This window comes from Jiangella sp. DSM 45060 (genome assembly GCF_900105175.1).
GTDB lineage: Bacteria > Actinomycetota > Actinomycetes > Jiangellales > Jiangellaceae > Jiangella.
Window position 1 is genome coordinate 4,162,096 of the sequence record NZ_LT629771.1, and the last position, 16,725, is coordinate 4,178,820.

The following is a 16,725-nucleotide window of genomic DNA, read 5'->3' on the forward strand; positions in this document are numbered from 1 at the left end:
GCCTACTGCCAATGCTGCCCCGGACGGGCGAGGAATGAGCAACTACGCGGCAACTCCCAGTGCCAACTCCAGCTGTCGCGGTCTTCCGTCCCAGAGGTCGTTGCGGAGCCAGGGTTCGACGAGCGCGCGCACCTTCCGCACCGACTGCGGGTGGGCCTCAGCGATCTTGGCCGGTCGGCCGTCCTGAGCGGCCTGACGGAGCGCGAGCCAAGCAGATCCGGCGGCGCCGTGCCGGCGAGATCCGATCAGCAAATCCATCAGCGCCCGCACTTGCGTCCTGCTCATCTGCGCGGCGAGGCGGACATCTCGATAGGCCACGTGATGAAGCCAGCTTCGCCGGACCCCGTGCTCAAGCAGTTCCAACGCCCCCTCGATCGCGTCCCGTGCGGCCCGCGCCGGTGCACCAGCTGCGACGAGTTCGGCGTGCAGAGCCTTCAGCCCCTCATCCCATTCGAATTGAGCGGTCTTTCGGGCATCGGCCGACCCCCACGCGTCCTGGACCCGGGCCTCGATCTCAGCCCAATCTCCGTACCTGCTCACGGTCTTGGACCCATGCTTCTCCACCTCGCGGCGCGCCACACGGCTACCACTCAGCAACTCGGCGGCGCGGACTTCATTGCGCGCTCGACGAAGCAGCGCGGTCGTGACCACGCCCCAAGGACTACCAGCACCGATCACCGAATCCCGCCGGGACGACAACACCTCCCAGGCAAACGAGACCATGTCATCAGGCAGGCTCTCTTCGCGGATATCGGACGTGCGCTGGACTCTGGCGGCGAGCGTCACCGCTCGTCGGCGGACCTCCGCGAGAATGAGCCGGCCCGCCGGACCGTTCCAACCGCCGCGCGTGGGCAGCAGGACCAACGCCTCACGAAGGCCCTCGTCTGTACGGATATCCGTGATCACGATCGATCACTCCGCGCGCGAGACACGAAGCCGCCAGCGACGGGGCCTACGCCCCGACGTGCTGCGATCGCCTCCATCGCGACGGCGAAGTAGCCATCACCGAGGCGGATCAGATCCGTGACATCAACGGCAGTGTCGTCGCCGCCTGACCACAGATTCCTGCCCAACGCCAGCAGGGCGCGCTCTCCAGAAGACCACGTGCCTTCGGCGAGGATCCCGGCCCAGTCGATCGCCTCGCGCCGATCATCCACGTGGGACCACGCACGCTGATCGTCAACGAAGACTCGATCACACAAGATCACGACCGCTGCGGCCGCCTCGTTGTCTCCTGCCACCGCGCGGCGTAGAAGCCACCAAGTCGGCTGCTCAGATCCCTCGGCGAGCGCAGGGTGCTGCGTAGAATCGGACATGCTGAACCTCTCCGGAGGTTTGGAAAGGCGCGGGGGCGAACGGTTGGTAGCCAGTGGCGCCCCCGCGCCGGCTAAAGGATCCGGTGTGCTGCGGCGTGGGTCAGGCCGCGCTCGGTGGGACGTAGTCAGCTGCGTCCACGGGAGCCTGCGACGCGGTAGCCGCGTCGACCATGGCTTCAAGTGCCTTCGCCGGCACGATGAGCCGACCCCGGATCTTGATGGCCGGGAACTCTTCGTCAGCTATGGCGCGGTAGACGGTCATTGTCGACATGCCGAGCATGCGCGCCACTTCCGCGACGCTGTAGAAGCCGGGCGCATCCGCGCCCACATGACCAGCTGTAGCCCTGCGCATCGCAGCACCTCCTTGACTTAGGTTGACTCATGTTAACTGATGTCACTGGAGCTCGCAATCCTCTGCGGACGACGTGACTTGCGTCAAGGAGGTCGGCTAGCCTCTAGCGATGACAGTCAGGCGTGACGACCCGCGACCGGCATATATGCAGGTCGCCGCCTTCATCGAACAAGCCATCGCGGCCGGCGACTACCCGCCCGGAGGACGGCTGCCCTCGGGACGCGATCTTGCGAAGCGCCTGGGGGTCGCCTTGAACACGGTCCAACATGCGATTCGGCACCTCAAAGACCAGAGCGTGCTGGTGTCCGTCCCACCCCGTGGCGTCTTCGTCGCCTCGGCCGACCTTGCAACCAAGCAATCCGCGGACGATGCCGAGATCATCCGCCAGCTCGGCGTGATCCAGGAGGCGATGGAGACCTTGACGCAACGCGTCGCGGCGCTCGAGCAGCTGATTGGGGGTACCGATCCAGAAGCTGGCGAGTGATGCCGTCGACCGCGTCGGCCAGGACGTCGAACTGCTCCAGAACTTCATGCAGCTTGGCGAGTAGATCTTCTCGGCCCGGGGGATCGCGACGACCCTCACAGCCGACGGGTGGATTGGTACTGTTCATGACTAACAGTCAACTAACGCCAGCGACAGGGGGCCATGCAACCGCACTGCAGTGGCACTGCAGTCCGCCTGCAGGGAGGCTGACTTGTTCGTCGTAGACGTCTGGACCGGAGCACGCGCAGCGGTGCTGCGACAGATTGCCCTTCGCATGTCGATCGAGGAGTTTGCAGAAGCGCTCGGAGTCGCCTCGCGGACCGTCTCGAACTGGGAGAAGGATCCAGCACTTGTTCCCAGGCTCGAGGCTCAACGGATTCTAGACACGGCTCTGGAGCAGCTGACGCCCGCCGCGCGGGAACGCTTCAAGATCGTTCTCGCCGCTGAAGGGGGCCCATCGAACGGGACCCGCCAGGACGAGCCCGACGATGCGCTGTCCCAGGCCGAACGGGGCGTTCGGTCCGACGCCATCCGCCTTAGCTCTCGCGTAGGCAGCGAGACACTCGAGGTACTGACCGACGGCATAGTTGAGATTGCGCGGGACTATAACAACAGGCCGCTCGTCACCAACTTCACGGACCTTCAGAAACTGCACAAGCAATCCACCTACCTCATGGAACACGCACGGCGACCCGCTGAGTTGCATGAGCTCTTCGTCATCAGTAGCCAAGCGATGGCTCTGATGGGTTCGGTCGCATTTGATCTTGGACGTTGGCGAACTGCAGAGCGGCTCATCACCGTCGCTAAGGGCTACGCAGAGGGTGCTGGCCATCGGTCCTTGGAGGCCTGGTCCCTCGGGCTACAGGCCACTATCGCATTCTGGGACCAGCGACCTGCCAACGCGTTGGAGCTCGTGGAACACGGACTGGAACTGGCGCCTCCCGGAACGTCGCGCACCAGGCTGCGGCACATCGCGGCCCGCGCGCACGCGGTCGCCGGGGACAAGTCGAGCGCGACCTTGTCCCTGCGAGCCGCCGAAGACGATCGGGCAGCGGCCGATGGTCACCACGATCTACTCCATGACTCCGTCGGCGGGGAGTTCGCATTCGACGACCTGCGCGCGGCGGCATGCGAGACGGCCGTGTTCCTCGCTCTCCGAGATGGAGAGCGCACAGAGGTGGCCGCAAGCAAGGCCGCACAGGCGCTCGAAGGGTCGTCGGCAACGGAGGCCCGGAATGCCATAGCTCACGGTCTCCGGATTGATCGCGCCGCCGCATGGATCTTGCTGGGAGACATCGGCACTGCAGAGGAAGCCTTGGGGCCGATCCTGGACGCCGAGCGCGAGCAGAAGGTCTCAGTAGCCGGCCGCCTCGCGAATATTCGGCAGCTGCTTTCGGCGCACGAGCATCAGAGCAACAAGGATGCTCAGAGGCTCGGATCCAACGTCACGGAGTGGCTAGGCGAGCCCGACGGCATCACTCCGGAGAGCTGACAGCTGCCAGCACGAGACTTTCCCGCTCGGCACTCAGACCGATCTCTGCCGCACGTTCATGGCGTCCGCCCGCGGGCTCCCGCGACATCCACGCCCAAGTGTCATGGACCGTGTCGAAGATTGGGCGACTGCGAAGGCCGGCGGAGAGGGCCATGGTGGAATCGACCCGCCAAACGCCCGGATGGCTCCGCCACAACGGCAGCTCTGACCATTGCCTGACGCCAAGCTCGATCAACCTGACGTCGGGTACCCACGCCAACGTCGCAGTGCTCTGCGTCACGTCGACACAGGCAGCGAGTAGGTCGCCGAAGGTCCGGCTCCCGATGGGTGCCGTCACGTTGAACGCTCCCGACAGGCCGGAAGTAGCGCACATCAGCGCAAAGTGGGCAAGGTCGCGGACGTCGATGGGCTGAATGCCCCGCTCGGGCTCGCCGGGAGCGACGACAGTGCCACCTGCTGCCACTCTTCGCAACCACCAAGGCAACCGCCCAACGTACTCGCGAGGACCGAGTACCACGCCGGGCCGGAGGATTGCCGATCTATCGGAACCGAATGCCGCACGCACCGCGGCTTCACAGCCCGACTTCTGGTAGCCGTATCGCGTCGGACCGTTCTCGACGTCGACACCGAAGTCCGGACCCGCGTCAGGCGGGCACTCAAGCAGCGCCGACGCCTCGGTCAATTCCTGCTGTGGCCAGCCGGCGTACACGCTTACGGTGGACACGAAGATGCAACGGGCCACTACGGGCTCAAGGAGTCGCATCACGGTCAAGGTGTTCCGCGGCACGTATCCCGATGTGTCGACGACCACGTCCCAGGAGCCGGACTGCGCCAGCCGTTCGACGTCACGGGCGCTCTCGCGATCGCCCCGAACGACCTCCACACCAGGAACATCGTCGCCCGTCTGCCCGCGATTGAAAGTTGTGACCCGAACGCCTGCAGACAAGAAGGCTTCGACGATCGCCCGCCCCACAAACGCCGTTCCGCCCAGCACAAGTACCTTCACGAGGCGATGATGCCATGCAGCAGGAGTGCCGCTTGAGGTACAGCAGGTCGAGTCGGTTTTGATCCTGAGCCTCGGCGGAGTCGGTGCGGGTGAAGGGCCTGGCGCAACATTTCGCGAGCTCGCCCGAGTAGCCCTGGGCGGATTCGCGTGGAACCGGTCGAGGCCGCGGAGAGTTGGATGAGCCGCTGGAAGGGCGCGGCGGTATGTAGGTTCTGAGCTGGCGCCGACCTCCCTGCGTCGGGTCGATGAATCGATCTCGCGCCGAGCCAGTCGACTCCAACCGCAGCCATGCAGCGCGGAGCGGCTCATACTGGAGCCGGGGGGTGGTTGGATGCGGTCGTTCGCAGTAAGGCCGCAGCCAACCTGGGCCGCAGCGACAGCCTGTGGGCAGCCGCCGATGAACGGCCAGCGGGTCTGCATGATGCACGGCAGCAAGAGCCCGCGCGCGCTCGCGGCCGCGGCTCGGCGGCTCGAGGAGGAGCCGGCCCGCGCGGCGGTCGTGACCTACGGCTGGCCGTCGACGTGTCACCGACGGAGGCGCTGCTCGACGAGGTCCGCTGGACGGCCGGGCACTGCGCGTGGCTGCGGGCGCGGGTGCAGGAGGTCGAGCAGCGCAACCTCGCCGTCGGCGTCACAGAGCAGAAGATAGACCCTGCCGGCGGCAAGACGGTCACGATCAAGTCCGTCCCGAACGTGTGGCTGGACCTGTACGACCGCGAGCGCAAGCACCTCGTGGCCGTGTGCGCGGCGGCGATCCGCGCCGGCGTCGAGGAGCGGCGGGTGCAGCTGGAGGAGCGGCAGGGCGCGCTGATCGGTGACGTCATCGGTCGGATTCTGGACGCTCTGGATCTGTCGGAGGCTCAGCAGGCGCGGGTGCCGGAGGCGCTGCGGGCTCAGGTCCAGGTCCTGGCTGGGGGGAAGGCCGCCGCGTGATCCACTCCGACAAGCTCTCCCACCACCCGCGGTGCGGGGGAATGCCGACCACGTTGAGCCGGCCGCTGCGCACCGTGCCGCGGTGCTCCAACCATGTCATCAGGAAGCTCCACACCGCGTTCACCATCTCGACGTCGCCGTGGTGGACTGCGATCCGCACGCGGCTCGGTATCCGGCGGACCTGGAAGGCCAGGCGCCTGTCCCGCCACCCGCACCTGAGCGAGATTCGGACGATCTGCTCGCGCATGAGGGGTTGGAGTTGCTCGACGTGCTCCCGAGTGCGCTTCTCTGGCGGCGTCGAAAGGGTCCTTGCCATACGGCGTCCGTCTTCGACGAGGAGCAGGAGGGTCTGCACTGCCTCGACGAGCTCCCGCTGCCTCGTGTGCCGTGCCTGCAACCAGAAGGCGAACAGCGCAGCGAGGAACGCACCAGGGATCGCCAGCGCGCCGTTAAGGAGGCCCTCCCAGGTGATGTCGCCCGTCTCGATGCCGAGGAAGCCGGTCTGGGTCACCCGCGCACCGTACTCGCAGACCCGGACACATCGGCCCTGCGAGGTGGCCCCAACCTTCACGATGAGCCGGCGTGACTCTCAATGAGCGCATCTGATGCGTCCTCGCAGCTCAAAGCCTCCGGACGTGATGTGGGATGATCCCCTACACCCCATGGAGCCTAATCAGCGGGTCCGGGGTTCGAGTTCCTGATCGCGCAGTTCCACACGGGTCCGTAGCTCGGACCAGCTGACTGAAGCGCCCCAGAGGCCATGCTCTAGCTCCTGAGCACGCCGTGGTGCCATTCGTGGTGCGAAATTGAGTCCAGCAAGGCGGTCAGGTGTGGTTGGAGATGCCGGCGACCTGAGTGTTGGCGCCTGGAGTTGCTGTTGTGAGGATTGCCGTGGCTCTCATAATCCCTGGGTCGTGGGTTCGAGTCCCACCCGCCCTACCAGCGCGTTTCCAGGTGCCCGCGGCTACGACCGCGTCATGGCGGACTGAAGCTTCTCCTGCGGCAGGTAGGCGCCCTGCTTCCGCAGCGATTCCACGAGAACGGCCGTGTCGAGGTCCGGAGCCGACCGTCCGGTCCGGATGGACTGGACGGCGGCCGTACCCGCGGCTTGGCCCATCATCGACGCGGCGGGCTGGACGCGGATCGAGCCGTGCACCTCGACGTCGCTGGAGGCGCACCGTCCGGCGACCCACAGGTTCGACCAGCCGCGTGGCACCAGGATGCCGTAGGGAATGCCGAACGCCTCACCGGGCAGGAGCCGCTTCTGATGCTCGACCTCGGCGCGGAAGCGCTGGTACTCCTCATCGCTGGTGTCGTAGGGATGGATGTCGACGAACTTGTTGAACAGCGCGATCTGGTCGGGGAACTTGCGGCGCCCCAGGTAGTCGTCGATGTCGAGCTCGTACTCGCCGACGATGCGACGGCTCTCCCGCACGCCGATCAGCGAGGCGGTGATCACGAGCTCGACGTTCTCGAAGCCCGGAACGTAGTTCCTGAAGAACTGCCAGTACTCGTGGGCCAGACGCCGGCCGAGCATCACGCCGTCGCTCAGCTGCTTGACCTCGAGCGCGTTCATGTCGAACAGATGCCCCCCGTTGAGATAGCCGACCTGATCACCCACCCTGGACATGCCCGGAAGATGCTTGTCCGGCTGGGTGAAATGGCCGTCCTCGATCGCCTGGAACAGATACTCATCGTGCCGGTGCATCCCCCGGCCCGGCCGCGGCACGATGCGATCCCAGTCGATTCCGGCGAAGAGTGAAGGCAGCGTGGCCGGCATGATGTGCGGGGTGTCGCGGCCGGCCTCGCGCACGTCGACGCCGACGAGGTCGGAGAGGATCGCGTCGCCGGTGGCGTCGATGAAGGTCTTGGCCTTCACGTAGCGGTAGCCCTCGACGTTGGAGATCACGACGCCGTTGACCCGGCCGGTCTCCTGGTCCGCGTCGGCATCGATCACGCGTGAGAAGAAGCGGATCTCGACGCCGGCGTCGGCGGCGAGCTCGTCGAGGAGCAGCTTGTAGCCCTCGACGCGGAACGGCGTCCACCGGTGATAGCCCTTGACGTGACTCTCGACCTCGAGCCCCGGCTTCAGGAACCCGCGTTCGCCGAGCGTGAAGATGATCTCGCGCATGAGGCCGCCGACGAGCATCTCCTCGCCGTTGCCGACCGGGTCGAACGCCGTCACCAGCCCCGACGTGCCCATCCCGCCCATACAGCCGGTCGACTCGACCAGCAGCACCTTGGCCCCCAGCCGGGCCGCGCAGATCGCCGCGGCGGACCCGGCCGGGCCTCCACCGGCGACGACGAGGTCGTAGCCGTCTTCCATCGGTATGTCGCGGACGAGGCGATATGCCGACATCGAAACACCTCCGAGTGTGTGCGGGAGAGGGCGGAGTCAGGCACAGAAGGGCGCGTCCGAGTCCCAGCGGTTGAATCGGCCGAGGTCCTTCTCGGCGAGCCGGTCACGAGCCGCGATCCAGTCGGCCTTCCATTGTTCGAACGTCGTCGGGCGCTGCCGCGTGGGCTCCGGGCTCCGGAGCAGGAAGCTCGGAAACCCGGGCCGCCCGGTCGGCGCCGGCACCGCCTGGTATCTCAGGTCCATGCTGAGTCTGACCTGATCGGTCGTCCGGTTGGGCAGAGCGGCATGGGGTGTGCGCGAGTGCATGAACAGGACGCTGCCTCGTCGCATCGGCAGCGGAATCGGCTCAGGCGCCGGCAGGAGCGGCGCCGGAATGCGCAGAGCGCCGTCGTCCGGGCAGTGCTCGAGGAGCGACGATCCTCGTGGTTGTGGCACGACCTGGAGGCACCCGTTCGTCGCGTCGACGTCGACGAGCGGGATCCAGACCGTCAGGATGTCGACGTCGTCGGCCTCTTCGACCAGCACGCCGTTGTCCTGATGCCAGGGAACGTCTCCGAGGAACACGTCGGCTCCCTGGGCCAGCCCGGGCGGAACCTTCGCACGCGTATGGCCGACGGGACTCAACCACACCTCGTCGCCGAGCACTTCGCTGACGAGATCGAGGAGCTGGGCGTCTCGGAGGAGGGCGAACGGCTCGGGCGCCAGCCACATGGCCGTGGTCTCGCGCACCCGTCCCACCGGCAGGCTGACGTCGAGGACGCGCCCGATCCAGGTCACTTCACGGCGCGCGAGCTCGATGATCTGCTGCTGCAACGATGACGAGGCGAAGGTCCGTGGCAGCTGCCCGGCCTCGCGAGCCAGCTCCGCGAAGTGCGTGAGCTGACGAGATGCCGCGTCCAGCACGGGATCGAGTACCCGGGTCGGATCGATGACGTCCTCGATCACGGCATAACCGCGCTCGTCGAGAGCCTGCCGTAGGTCGCCCCGGAGCGCGGAACGCACATCCATGCTGCCGTCCGTCCGGGTAGGGGAATCACTCATGACTCGAACAGTCCTTTCTGCGTGAATCACGCTTCCACCGCCTGCGTGGGGAGGACGCTCACGTAGCGCCGCTGGTGGTAGACGAGTGGCGGTCCCGCACTGACGACCCGACCGCGGATGACTTCGCAGACGGCGATGTCGTGGTCTCCGGCCGTGACGAGATCGACCCTCTCGCACACCAGCCACGCGGTGACCGCACCGAGGACAGGAACCCCGTCGACCCACGTGAACAGGTGTCCTGCCGGTTCGGCCGACTGCTGGACCAACGACCGAGCGAAGAACTCCGCAACGCCGTCCTGCCGATCGGTGAGGATGTTCACGCCCAGCCGGTTCGCCCTCGAGAGCGCCCGCCAGACCGAACTCCGTGAGCGCACGTTGAACGAGAGCAGCGGCGGGTCGAGACACACCGACGTCAACGACGCCACCGTCAGGCCGACCGGCTGGCCGTCACCCGTCGCCGTCACCACCGCGATGCCCGCGGCATGGCAGCGAAAGACCTGCCGAACCGTTTCCTGGCGAGACTCCGACATCTCCGTCCGATCTGATTAAGCGCATCACCTGATGCGCGTAATACGCTAGGGTCCACTACTCCGGCTGTCAAGGAATCGGTGCGAGAATCAGGCCATGGCGAAGCGCAGAGCGGACACCGACGACGCCCGGCGGCGTCCGACCCAGGCCGACGTGGCCCGCCTGGCCGGTGTGTCCCCCGCCATCGTGTCCGCCGTGGTCAACGACCGCCCGGCCGGCACCATCCGGGTCAGCGAGGCCACCCGGCAACGGGTGAGCGACGCGGTCCGGCGCCTCGGCTACGTGCCCAACGTCGCTGCCCGCAACCTCGCCCGGGGACGCAACCGCATCCTCGGGATCTTCAGCTACGAGCCGGTCTTCCCCCTCGAGAGCCAGAGTTTCTACCACGAGGTGCTCGTCGGCATCGAGGAAGAGGCCGAGGCCCGCGGCTACAACCTGCTGATGTTCTCCGCCGCCAAGAACCACGACGGCGTGCGATCCATCTACGCCGACGAGATCAACGCGCTTCAGCTCGCCGACGCATCGATCCTGGTCGGCACCCACGAACGCCGCGACGAGATCGTCCGGCTCGCCAACGAGCGCTACCCGTTCGTCATGATCGGCCGCCGCGACATCCCCGGCATCGAACCGTCCTACGTCTCCGGCGACTACGCCGGCGCCACCCGCGACGCCGTCCGCGCGCTCGTCGACCTCGGCCACCGGCGCATCGCGCTCGTCCGCGGCACGGGCCGACACGAGGCCGAGATCGACCGGCGCGCCGGATTCACCCAGGCCCGGACCGACCTGCGACTCGACCCGGCGCACACCCCGCAGCGGCTACTCGCTGACGCCCGCGACGCTCAGCACCTGTGTGCGGAACTGATCGGCGACGGCGTCACGGCGATCATCGCCGAGAACGCGATGATCGCCCGGACCCTGCAGCGTGCCGCACGCAGGTCGGGCGTGCCGATACCGCAGCAGCTCTCCCTCATCAGCCTCGGCGGCCCGCACACGAACGGCAGCCCCGGTCGTCTCGCGACCATGCTCATCCCGCGGCGCGACATGGGACGCAAGGCCGTCGAGATCCTCCTCCAGCTCCTCGACGATCCCGGCGCCGCACCCCTGCAGACCCAGCTGCCGTGCGAGCTCGAGCTCACCGGAACCGTCGGCCCACCGGCCCACTGACGCGACGACGGTGGCGAGGGGCGTCCTGGCTTCGGACGTCGTGACCGGGCCGGACGTTAGGATGGTCGAACGGTTCACCGGTCAACCTTCGAGAGGACGTCATGGGCGAGCTCGCACCACTGCCCGACCGGCCGCTGCGCCGGCGCGAACCGGCGACGGTCGAGCTGACGCGGGAGCTGCTGACGTATCTCGCGTCCGGCGACGTGACGCCGGGGCAGCGGCTTCCGGGTGAGCGAGCGCTGAGCGAGGCTCTGGGAGTGGGCCGCGCGGCGCTGCGGGAGGCCATCAAGTCGCTCATCCTGCTCGGCGTGCTGGAACAGCGCCAGGGCGACGGCACGTATCTGGCGAAGGAGCCGTCGAGCCTGCTGCCGAAGGTCATCGAGTGGGGCGTGCTGCTCGGGAACAACCAGCTCACCGACCTCATCGAGGCCCGCCAGTTGCTCGAGGTGACGTTGGCGCCGCAGGCGGCGCGCCACCGCAGCGCGGCGGCCGCGGCCCGGCTGACGCAGCTGGTCGAGGAGATGCGGGCGGCCAGCCACGACTACGACCGGTACATCGAGGCCGACGTGGAGTTCCATCTGGAGCTGGCCGCGGCGTCGGGCAACGAGGTGCTGACGGGAGTGCTGAGCAACATCCGGTCGCTGATCGAGGCGTGGGCGCACCGGGTCATCGAGTCCGCGCAGGAGACGGAGTCGTCGCTGGCCATGCACGTGCCCGTCCTCGACGCCGTCATCGAGCAGGACGAGGAACGGGCACGTGCGGCCATGCAGGCGTTGATGGACCGCGCGACCCGGCGGCTGCGGAGGTCGCTGCCGGCCGCCGAGCAGCGCGCTGTCGAGAGCTGACCTTCACCAGAGGGTCTGGCCGCCCTCGATCACCAGGTTGTGGCCGGTCATGTAGTCCGACGCGGGGCTGGCGAGGTACACGATGCCGCCCTGGAGGTCCTCGACCTCACCCAGCCGGCCGGCCGGTATCGAGCGCACCCACTCGTCGACGAGCGGGGCGAGGGCGGGCGACTGCTCGATCAGCGCGGTCCTGATGATCCCCGGCGACATGCAGTTCACCCGGATGCCGCGCGGCGCCCACTCGGCGGCCAGCGTGCGGGTGAGCGTGACGACGGCGCCCTTGGACACGTTGTACGAGACCTGCTTCTGCGGGTGCGGGACGATCAGCGAGGCCATCGACGCGGTGTTGACGATCTTGCCGTAGCCGTGCGGGAACATCACCCGCGCCTCGGCCTGGCAGGCGAGGAACACGCCCCGGGTGTTCACCGCGAAGACGCGGTCCCACTCGTCCAGCGTGGTCTCCTCCGCCGCCGAGTTGAGGTTGATCCCAGCGTTGTTGACGGCGATGTCGAGGTGGCCGAAGTGCGCGACGACCTGGGCGACGAAGGCGTCGATCTGCTCGGGGTCCGAGGCGTCGGCGCCGATGGCGAGCGCGGCGACCCCGTTCTCCACGAGCTCACCGACGACCTGCTCCGCACGTGTCGGGTCGAGGTCGATCACCGCGACGTTCGCGCCGGCCTCGCCGAGGGCGTGCGCGAACGCCCGCCCGATCCCCATGCCGGCGCCGGTGATCAACGCGGTGCGTCCGGTGAGGTCGAACCGGCCGAGGATCCCGCTCCTGCTCACTGTGCTGCCTCCTTGACGTCGTGACGGGCGCCGTCCAGAGCACCGGCCGCCGCCACGAGCTCGCGGGCGGCCCGGCCGAACAGGTCGATCGAGGTGATGAGGAACATCGACGCACCCAGAGCGTGCCATTCCTTGATCTCATGTGCGGACTTGACCAGCACCGCCGCCGCGGTCCGCTCACCGCGGACGACCTCGGCGACGACCTGTTCGACGGCGGCGCGGACCCGCGGGTGGTCGCCCTGCCCGGGGAAGCCGAGCGACGCGGACAGGTCGCCCGGCCCCACCCAGACGCCGTCGACGCCGGGAGTCGCGACCACCTCGGCGGCGTTGCGCACCCCGGCCTCGTCCTCGACCTGCACGACGACGACGGTCTGTGCGGCGACCCGGGCGAGGTACTCGTCGATCGGCTCGTCGCCGTACCGCCCGCCACGGGTGCTCACCGCGAGACCCCGTCGGCCGCGCGGCGGGTAGTGGGCGCTGGCGACCGCCTCGCCGGCCGCCGCGGCGTCGGCGACATGCGGGACGATCACCCCGGCGGCGCCCGCGTCGAGCGCCCGGAGGATGTCGAGCGGGGAGTTCGACCCGACTCGGACCAGCGCGTCGATGCCGGCGCTGCCGGCGGCGCGCAGGTGGTGCTCGAGCAGCAGATCGTCACCGGCCCCGTGCTCGGTGTCGATCACCACCAGGTCGAACCCGAGGTATCGGGCCTGCTCGACCAGCGCGGGGTTGGGCATCTTGACGATCAGCCCGAGCACCGGGTCGCGGTCCCGGAGGCGGTCCGCGAACGAACGGCTGCGGTTCGGGTCAGGCACTGCGGTCTCCTTCTGCGAGCCGGGTGACGGTGACCGCGAGGCTGGTGCGGTCGCCGACGTTGCCGGGGAACACGACGTAGGGCAGCTCCGGCCGGGAGCCGTCGAGCAGCCGCCACACCGGCACCATCCCGGGGAACAGCTGGCCGAGGACGACGGCCCGGGTCGCGCCGAGCGCCCGCGCGGGGACGTCGTGCGAGGTGATGCCGCCCTTGGCGACGAGGAAGCCCAGCTCCGTCCGCTCGGCGATCCGGCGCACCGTCTCGGTGAGGGCGGCGGCCACCCGCCCGCTGGTGGCGATCGGGTCCGCGCCGGCGACGACCTGCCGGGACGTCCGCAGCACCGTCGTGACCGACGGCACGGCGGCCCGGACGGCGGCGTGCGCCCGCCCGATCTCGGCCTCCCGCGCCGCGTCGTCGCCGTCGGCGACCACCCCGGCGTCGAGCTCGACGAGCGACACCGGCCGGCTCCGCCGCAACTCGTCCACCTGGGCGTTGGTGAGCCCGGTGTGGCTGCCGACCACGACCAGCCCGCTGGTCGCCGGCCCGGCGCGGCCCGGCCACGGCTGCGGCAGCGGCCGCCCGGCGAGGGCCCGGACGGCCGTGGGGCCGGTCCGGTAGACGACCCGCAGGCCGTCGTCCTCGGCCAGCGCGCAGCCGGCGGCCAGCGCGGCGAGGTCGCCGCCGGTCACCGCCTCGGCGATCCAGACGTCGTCGTGGTGTCCGCGACGCAGTTCGTCGCGGACCCGCTCGGGGCCGGACCCGTCGCGCAGCAGCGCCAGGTCCAGCACCCGCACCCGGGTGACGTCGTCGCGCAGCCGGCCGTGCACCCAGGCGGCCAGGTCCACGTCGTCGTAGCCGAACGCCGGGTCAGCGGCGTACTCGGTGGCGGCGGCCGGGACCAGCACGCCGTCGCCGACCCACTGCACGCCGCGAGCGGTGACCCGGCCGGCCTCGACGAACGCCGGCGCGAAGACGACCCGCTGCTGCCGCGGGGCGCCGGCCGCCGCCCGGACGGCCGCCACCTCCTCGCGGACGTGGCCGCGCAGGGTCGAGTCGCTGCGGCTCACGTACCGCACCGGACGGCCGAGCCGCTCGCCGGCCCGGCCGGCCGCCGTCGCCGCGTGCGACGTCACCCGGCTCGCCTCGGACGCGGGCAGCGCGCGGCTGTTGGTCAGCACGAAGGCGAGGTCGTGGCCCCGCGCCGCCCAGTCGAGGTCGGCCGCGGTCCACTCCCCCATGACGACCGGCACGTCGCGGACGCACTGGGTGCCGGTGGGGTCGTCGTCGATCACGACCGTCCAGGTGCGCCGCCGCGCCGCGGCGGCCCGCACGGCCGCCAGGTCGTCCGCCTCGCGCCGTGCTGTGGGCGGCCGGTCCAGCTCGGCGATCGTCACCGCCGGCCTAGTCATGGACGACCGTGTAGCCGCGGCCGATGTCCCCGGGCGCCTCGTACCCGTCCGCCGTCACGATGAGCGTGTCCTCCAGCTTCACGAAGCCGACCACCGGATCCTCGATCCAGGTCTCGATGGACAGCACGTTGCCCTCGGCCAGCGGGGTGTGCGCGTGGTCCGCCGGGTAGGGCACCGGGCCGGTCGCCGTCAGCCGCGGCACCTCGTGGGTGATCAGGCCCATGCCGTGCGCCAGGAACGTCATGGTCGCGGCGTGCGGGCTGGCCGCCACCAGGTCGGCCGCCATGTCGTAGATCGCCGACCCCGGGTTCCCGGCCCGGACCACGGTCCGGACCCGTTGCTGGACGTGCTCGATCTCGGCCATCAGCTCGACCATGCGCTCGGTCGGCTCCCCGTGGACGGCCATCCGGGCGAGGTCGCCGATGTAGCCGTCGTACATGCCGCCGCTGTCGAGCGAGAGCACCGTGCCGGGGCGCCAGGGCTCCTGCGACGGCGCCCGGTTGAGGCTCGGGCCGGTGGCGATCAGGCAGTAGTCGAAGACCAGCCCGCGGCTGGTCTGCTGGCGGCGGAACTCCTCCACGATCTGGTGCCTCGTGAGGCCCGGGCGCACCGTGGCGAAGGTCGCCAGCATCGAGTCGATGATCCCCTCCGACGCCCTCCGGACCAGCGCCAGTTCCGCGGCGGACTTCTGACCGCGCAGCGACTCCAGGATCGGGTGCGCGTCGACGAACTCGGCGTCCGGAAGCTCGCGCCGCAGCTCGTCCAGCGCGTCGGCGGGAATGAACGCGTACTCGACGGCGATGCGCCCGGTCGCGGCGCCGCGGCGGGCGACCGCGGCGGCCGCCGCGCGGGCCGAGTCGAGGCTGGACCAGCTCACGTTCTGGAGCTCGCCGACCCAGAGCGGTTGGACGTCGGTGCCCCAGTCCTCGTTGCCGCAGCCGACGTAGAAGGAGTCCTCCGGCCGGCCCGCGACGTACCCGACGACGGGCAGGTAGCGGCTGACCCCGATGGCGTCCATGCCGGCGAAGAAGAAGTAGCGGTAGCCGCCGAGCAGGTACTGGACGTTGTGCCGCGTGGTCGCGAGGACGACGTCGACACCGGCCTCCCGCAGCAGCTCGTCGAGTCGCTCGGTCGCGAACGGTGCGGACACCTGGCCTCCTGGTGGACGGTGCGACGATCGGTCAGCCATGGTTCTCCGTGCAGTCGGGCGCCTCGGGTTGCGCGGTGCCGGCCTCGATCTCCTCGATCAGCGCCAGCACCTGCGCGGCGGTGTCCGCGGTGATCAGCGGCTGCGAGGGGATCGCGCAGACGGTGGCCACGTCTTCGCCGGCGGCGAGCCGGCCGGCCACCTGGATCGCCGTCGCGCCGAAGATCTCGCTCGGATAGCTGGTGCTGGCGTCCTGGATCTCGCCGTTCGAGATCAGCTCCAGGTTGGCCGTCTGCCCGTCGCCGCCGATGACCGCCAGGTCCGTGCCGGCGGCGCGCAGCGCCTCGATCCCGCCGAGCAGCGCGATGTCGGTGTCGCTGAAGATGCCGGCCAGCTCCGGATGGGCGGTCAGCATGTTCTCGGTGAGCTTGCGCGCCTTGGTCGGGTCGCACTGGGTCTCGCCGATCTGGACCTGGGTGATGTTCGCCGGCAGCCCTTCCGCGAACGCGGAGCGCCGCCCGTCCATCTGTGCGTTGCCGATCCCGCAGCCGATCACGCCCAGCTCGCCGCCCTCGGGCAGCAGCTCGCCCATGTACTCCCCCGCGGCCCGGTAGCCGGCGGACTCGTCGTAGGCGATGTGCACCGTCGGCTCGAGGTCGGGGATCTCCTGGATCATCGAGATCACGTCGATCCCGGCTTCCTCGGCCTTGTTCAGGACGGGCGACAGCTGCGCCGCGTACTCGCCGGGGTCGACGACGATGACGTCGAAGCGCTGGGTGATGGCGTCCTCGACCTTCGCGATGATCGGCGACGGGTCGCGCCGCTGCGGGCCGGCCTGGACGTCGACGGTGATGCCCAGGCGGTCGGCCTCGGCGCGGGCGCCGGCCGCCTCGCGGCTGTACGCCTCGTCGTTGAGCGTCGGGAGCAGGTACATGACCTTGATCTCGGCGTCCTTCGCCGCCTCACCGCGCGCGGAACACGCGGCCAGGCCGCCGGCCACGGCGCCGGCGCAGATGACCGCCGTTGCGGTTCTCATCAGCTGGTTCATGGTG

Annotated in this window: 17 protein-coding genes; 5 read left to right on the forward strand and 12 right to left on the reverse strand. The window is 69.3% G+C overall.

Annotation, left to right across the window (positions count from 1 at the left end; all coding sequences use genetic code 11):
- Positions 1-42 precede the first annotated feature (42 nt).
- The 3 genes from BLU82_RS18645 to BLU82_RS18655 all read right to left on the reverse strand — a co-directional run bounded on the left by BLU82_RS18645 (position 43) and on the right by BLU82_RS18655 (position 1,668).
- Positions 43-906, reverse strand: coding sequence for a hypothetical protein (locus tag BLU82_RS18645; RefSeq protein ID WP_092622619.1), 864 nt, complete (start codon positions 904-906; stop codon positions 43-45).
- Positions 903-1,316: a hypothetical protein gene (locus BLU82_RS18650; RefSeq protein WP_157741120.1), complete on the reverse strand. Its 414-nt coding sequence runs from the start codon at positions 1,314-1,316 to the stop codon at positions 903-905. Before BLU82_RS18650 ends, BLU82_RS18645 begins: the two co-directional genes overlap by 4 nt.
- A 100-nt stretch (positions 1,317-1,416) precedes the next feature.
- Entirely contained in the window at positions 1,417-1,668 is a 252-nt protein-coding gene (locus BLU82_RS18655) for a helix-turn-helix domain-containing protein (protein ID WP_092622621.1), read from the reverse strand.
- Between the two features lie 109 nt (positions 1,669-1,777).
- On the opposite strand from BLU82_RS18655, the gene BLU82_RS18660 reads away from it, so the two are divergent.
- Both BLU82_RS18660 and BLU82_RS18665 read left to right on the forward strand, forming a co-directional pair.
- Complete coding sequence (locus BLU82_RS18660) at positions 1,778-2,152, forward strand: GntR family transcriptional regulator (RefSeq protein WP_092622622.1); 375 nt, start codon at positions 1,778-1,780, stop codon at positions 2,150-2,152.
- Positions 2,153-2,426: 274 nt separating this feature from the next.
- Complete coding sequence (locus BLU82_RS18665) at positions 2,427-3,644, forward strand: helix-turn-helix transcriptional regulator (RefSeq protein WP_157741121.1); 1,218 nt, start codon at positions 2,427-2,429, stop codon at positions 3,642-3,644.
- Here BLU82_RS18665 and BLU82_RS18670 read toward each other — a convergent pair.
- Positions 3,628-4,650 (reverse strand): NAD-dependent epimerase/dehydratase family protein, encoded by a 1,023-nt coding sequence (locus BLU82_RS18670; protein ID WP_092622624.1) that lies wholly within the window; start codon positions 4,648-4,650, stop codon positions 3,628-3,630. The two genes, BLU82_RS18665 and BLU82_RS18670, sit on opposite strands and share 17 nt — an antisense overlap.
- Positions 4,651-5,172: 522 nt before the next feature.
- Here BLU82_RS18670 and BLU82_RS18675 point away from each other — a divergent pair.
- Entirely contained in the window at positions 5,173-5,583 is a 411-nt protein-coding gene (locus BLU82_RS18675) for a hypothetical protein (protein ID WP_092622625.1), read from the forward strand.
- 964 nt (positions 5,584-6,547) lie between these two features.
- On the opposite strand, the gene BLU82_RS18680 is transcribed toward BLU82_RS18675, so the two are convergent.
- From BLU82_RS18680 to BLU82_RS18690, 3 genes are read right to left on the reverse strand one after another with little or no spacing between them, the layout of a single operon-like run.
- The gene (locus tag BLU82_RS18680; protein WP_092622626.1) at positions 6,548-7,942 is read right to left on the reverse strand and encodes an FAD-dependent oxidoreductase; all 1,395 of its coding nucleotides are present in this window, start codon (positions 7,940-7,942) and stop codon (positions 6,548-6,550) included.
- A gap of 36 nt (positions 7,943-7,978) precedes the next feature.
- Positions 7,979-8,950, reverse strand: coding sequence for a phytanoyl-CoA dioxygenase family protein (locus BLU82_RS18685; RefSeq protein ID WP_157741122.1), 972 nt, complete (start codon positions 8,948-8,950; stop codon positions 7,979-7,981).
- A 59-nt stretch (positions 8,951-9,009) separates the two neighbouring features.
- Positions 9,010-9,513: a flavin reductase family protein gene (locus BLU82_RS18690; protein WP_092622628.1), complete on the reverse strand. Its 504-nt coding sequence runs from the start codon at positions 9,511-9,513 to the stop codon at positions 9,010-9,012.
- A 94-nt stretch (positions 9,514-9,607) separates the two neighbouring features.
- Here BLU82_RS18690 and BLU82_RS18695 point away from each other — a divergent pair, with 94 nt between their 5' ends.
- Both BLU82_RS18695 and BLU82_RS18700 read left to right on the forward strand, forming a co-directional pair.
- The gene (locus tag BLU82_RS18695) at positions 9,608-10,675 is read left to right on the forward strand and encodes a LacI family DNA-binding transcriptional regulator (protein ID WP_092622629.1); all 1,068 of its coding nucleotides are present in this window, start codon (positions 9,608-9,610) and stop codon (positions 10,673-10,675) included.
- A 101-nt stretch (positions 10,676-10,776) separates the two neighbouring features.
- Positions 10,777-11,520 carry a FadR/GntR family transcriptional regulator gene (locus BLU82_RS18700; RefSeq protein WP_092622630.1) on the forward strand — a complete coding sequence of 248 codons (744 nt, stop codon included), beginning with the start codon at positions 10,777-10,779 and terminating at the stop codon, positions 11,518-11,520.
- Positions 11,521-11,523: 3 nt separating this feature from the next.
- On the opposite strand, the gene BLU82_RS18705 is transcribed toward BLU82_RS18700, so the two are convergent.
- The 5 genes from BLU82_RS18705 to BLU82_RS18725 are packed head-to-tail and all read right to left on the reverse strand — an operon-like array spanning position 11,524 to position 16,709.
- Entirely contained in the window at positions 11,524-12,306 is a 783-nt protein-coding gene (locus BLU82_RS18705) for an SDR family NAD(P)-dependent oxidoreductase (RefSeq protein ID WP_231947530.1), read from the reverse strand.
- The gene (locus BLU82_RS35720) at positions 12,303-13,118 is read right to left on the reverse strand and encodes an HpcH/HpaI aldolase/citrate lyase family protein (protein ID WP_092622632.1); all 816 of its coding nucleotides are present in this window, start codon (positions 13,116-13,118) and stop codon (positions 12,303-12,305) included. Before BLU82_RS35720 ends, BLU82_RS18705 begins: the two co-directional genes overlap by 4 nt.
- Positions 13,111-14,526: a four-carbon acid sugar kinase family protein gene (locus BLU82_RS18715; RefSeq protein WP_092622633.1), complete on the reverse strand. Its 1,416-nt coding sequence runs from the start codon at positions 14,524-14,526 to the stop codon at positions 13,111-13,113. Before BLU82_RS18715 ends, BLU82_RS35720 begins: the two co-directional genes overlap by 8 nt.
- Positions 14,519-15,715 (reverse strand): Xaa-Pro peptidase family protein, encoded by a 1,197-nt coding sequence (locus BLU82_RS18720; protein WP_092622634.1) that lies wholly within the window; start codon positions 15,713-15,715, stop codon positions 14,519-14,521. Before BLU82_RS18720 ends, BLU82_RS18715 begins: the two co-directional genes overlap by 8 nt.
- Positions 15,708-16,709, reverse strand: coding sequence for a sugar ABC transporter substrate-binding protein (locus tag BLU82_RS18725; RefSeq protein WP_157741123.1), 1,002 nt, complete (start codon positions 16,707-16,709; stop codon positions 15,708-15,710). The genes BLU82_RS18720 and BLU82_RS18725 overlap by 8 nt, the downstream gene beginning before the upstream one ends.
- Positions 16,710-16,725: the final 16 nt, after the last annotated feature.

Excerpts from the sequence above, each read along its gene's own strand:
- BLU82_RS18685 (WP_157741122.1), bottom strand. The coding sequence starts at position 8,950 with ATGGATGTGCGTTCCGCGCTCCGGGGCGACCTACGGCAGGCTCTCGAC.
- BLU82_RS18690 (WP_092622628.1), bottom strand. The coding sequence starts at position 9,513 with ATGTCGGAGTCTCGCCAGGAAACGGTTCGGCAGGTCTTTCGCTGCCAT.
- BLU82_RS18660 (WP_092622622.1), top strand. The coding sequence starts at position 1,778 with ATGACAGTCAGGCGTGACGACCCGCGACCGGCATATATGCAGGTCGCC.
- BLU82_RS18700 (WP_092622630.1), top strand. The coding sequence starts at position 10,777 with ATGGGCGAGCTCGCACCACTGCCCGACCGGCCGCTGCGCCGGCGCGAA.
- BLU82_RS18655 (WP_092622621.1), bottom strand. The coding sequence starts at position 1,668 with ATGCGCAGGGCTACAGCTGGTCATGTGGGCGCGGATGCGCCCGGCTTC.
- BLU82_RS18695 (WP_092622629.1), top strand. The coding sequence starts at position 9,608 with ATGGCGAAGCGCAGAGCGGACACCGACGACGCCCGGCGGCGTCCGACC.
- BLU82_RS18650 (WP_157741120.1), bottom strand. The coding sequence starts at position 1,316 with ATGTCCGATTCTACGCAGCACCCTGCGCTCGCCGAGGGATCTGAGCAG.
- BLU82_RS18680 (WP_092622626.1), bottom strand. The coding sequence starts at position 7,942 with ATGTCGGCATATCGCCTCGTCCGCGACATACCGATGGAAGACGGCTAC.
- BLU82_RS18725 (WP_157741123.1), bottom strand. The coding sequence starts at position 16,709 with ATGAGAACCGCAACGGCGGTCATCTGCGCCGGCGCCGTGGCCGGCGGC.
- BLU82_RS18715 (WP_092622633.1), bottom strand. The coding sequence starts at position 14,526 with ATGACTAGGCCGGCGGTGACGATCGCCGAGCTGGACCGGCCGCCCACA.
- BLU82_RS18665 (WP_157741121.1), top strand. The coding sequence starts at position 2,427 with ATGTCGATCGAGGAGTTTGCAGAAGCGCTCGGAGTCGCCTCGCGGACC.
- BLU82_RS18720 (WP_092622634.1), bottom strand. The coding sequence starts at position 15,715 with ATGGCTGACCGATCGTCGCACCGTCCACCAGGAGGCCAGGTGTCCGCA.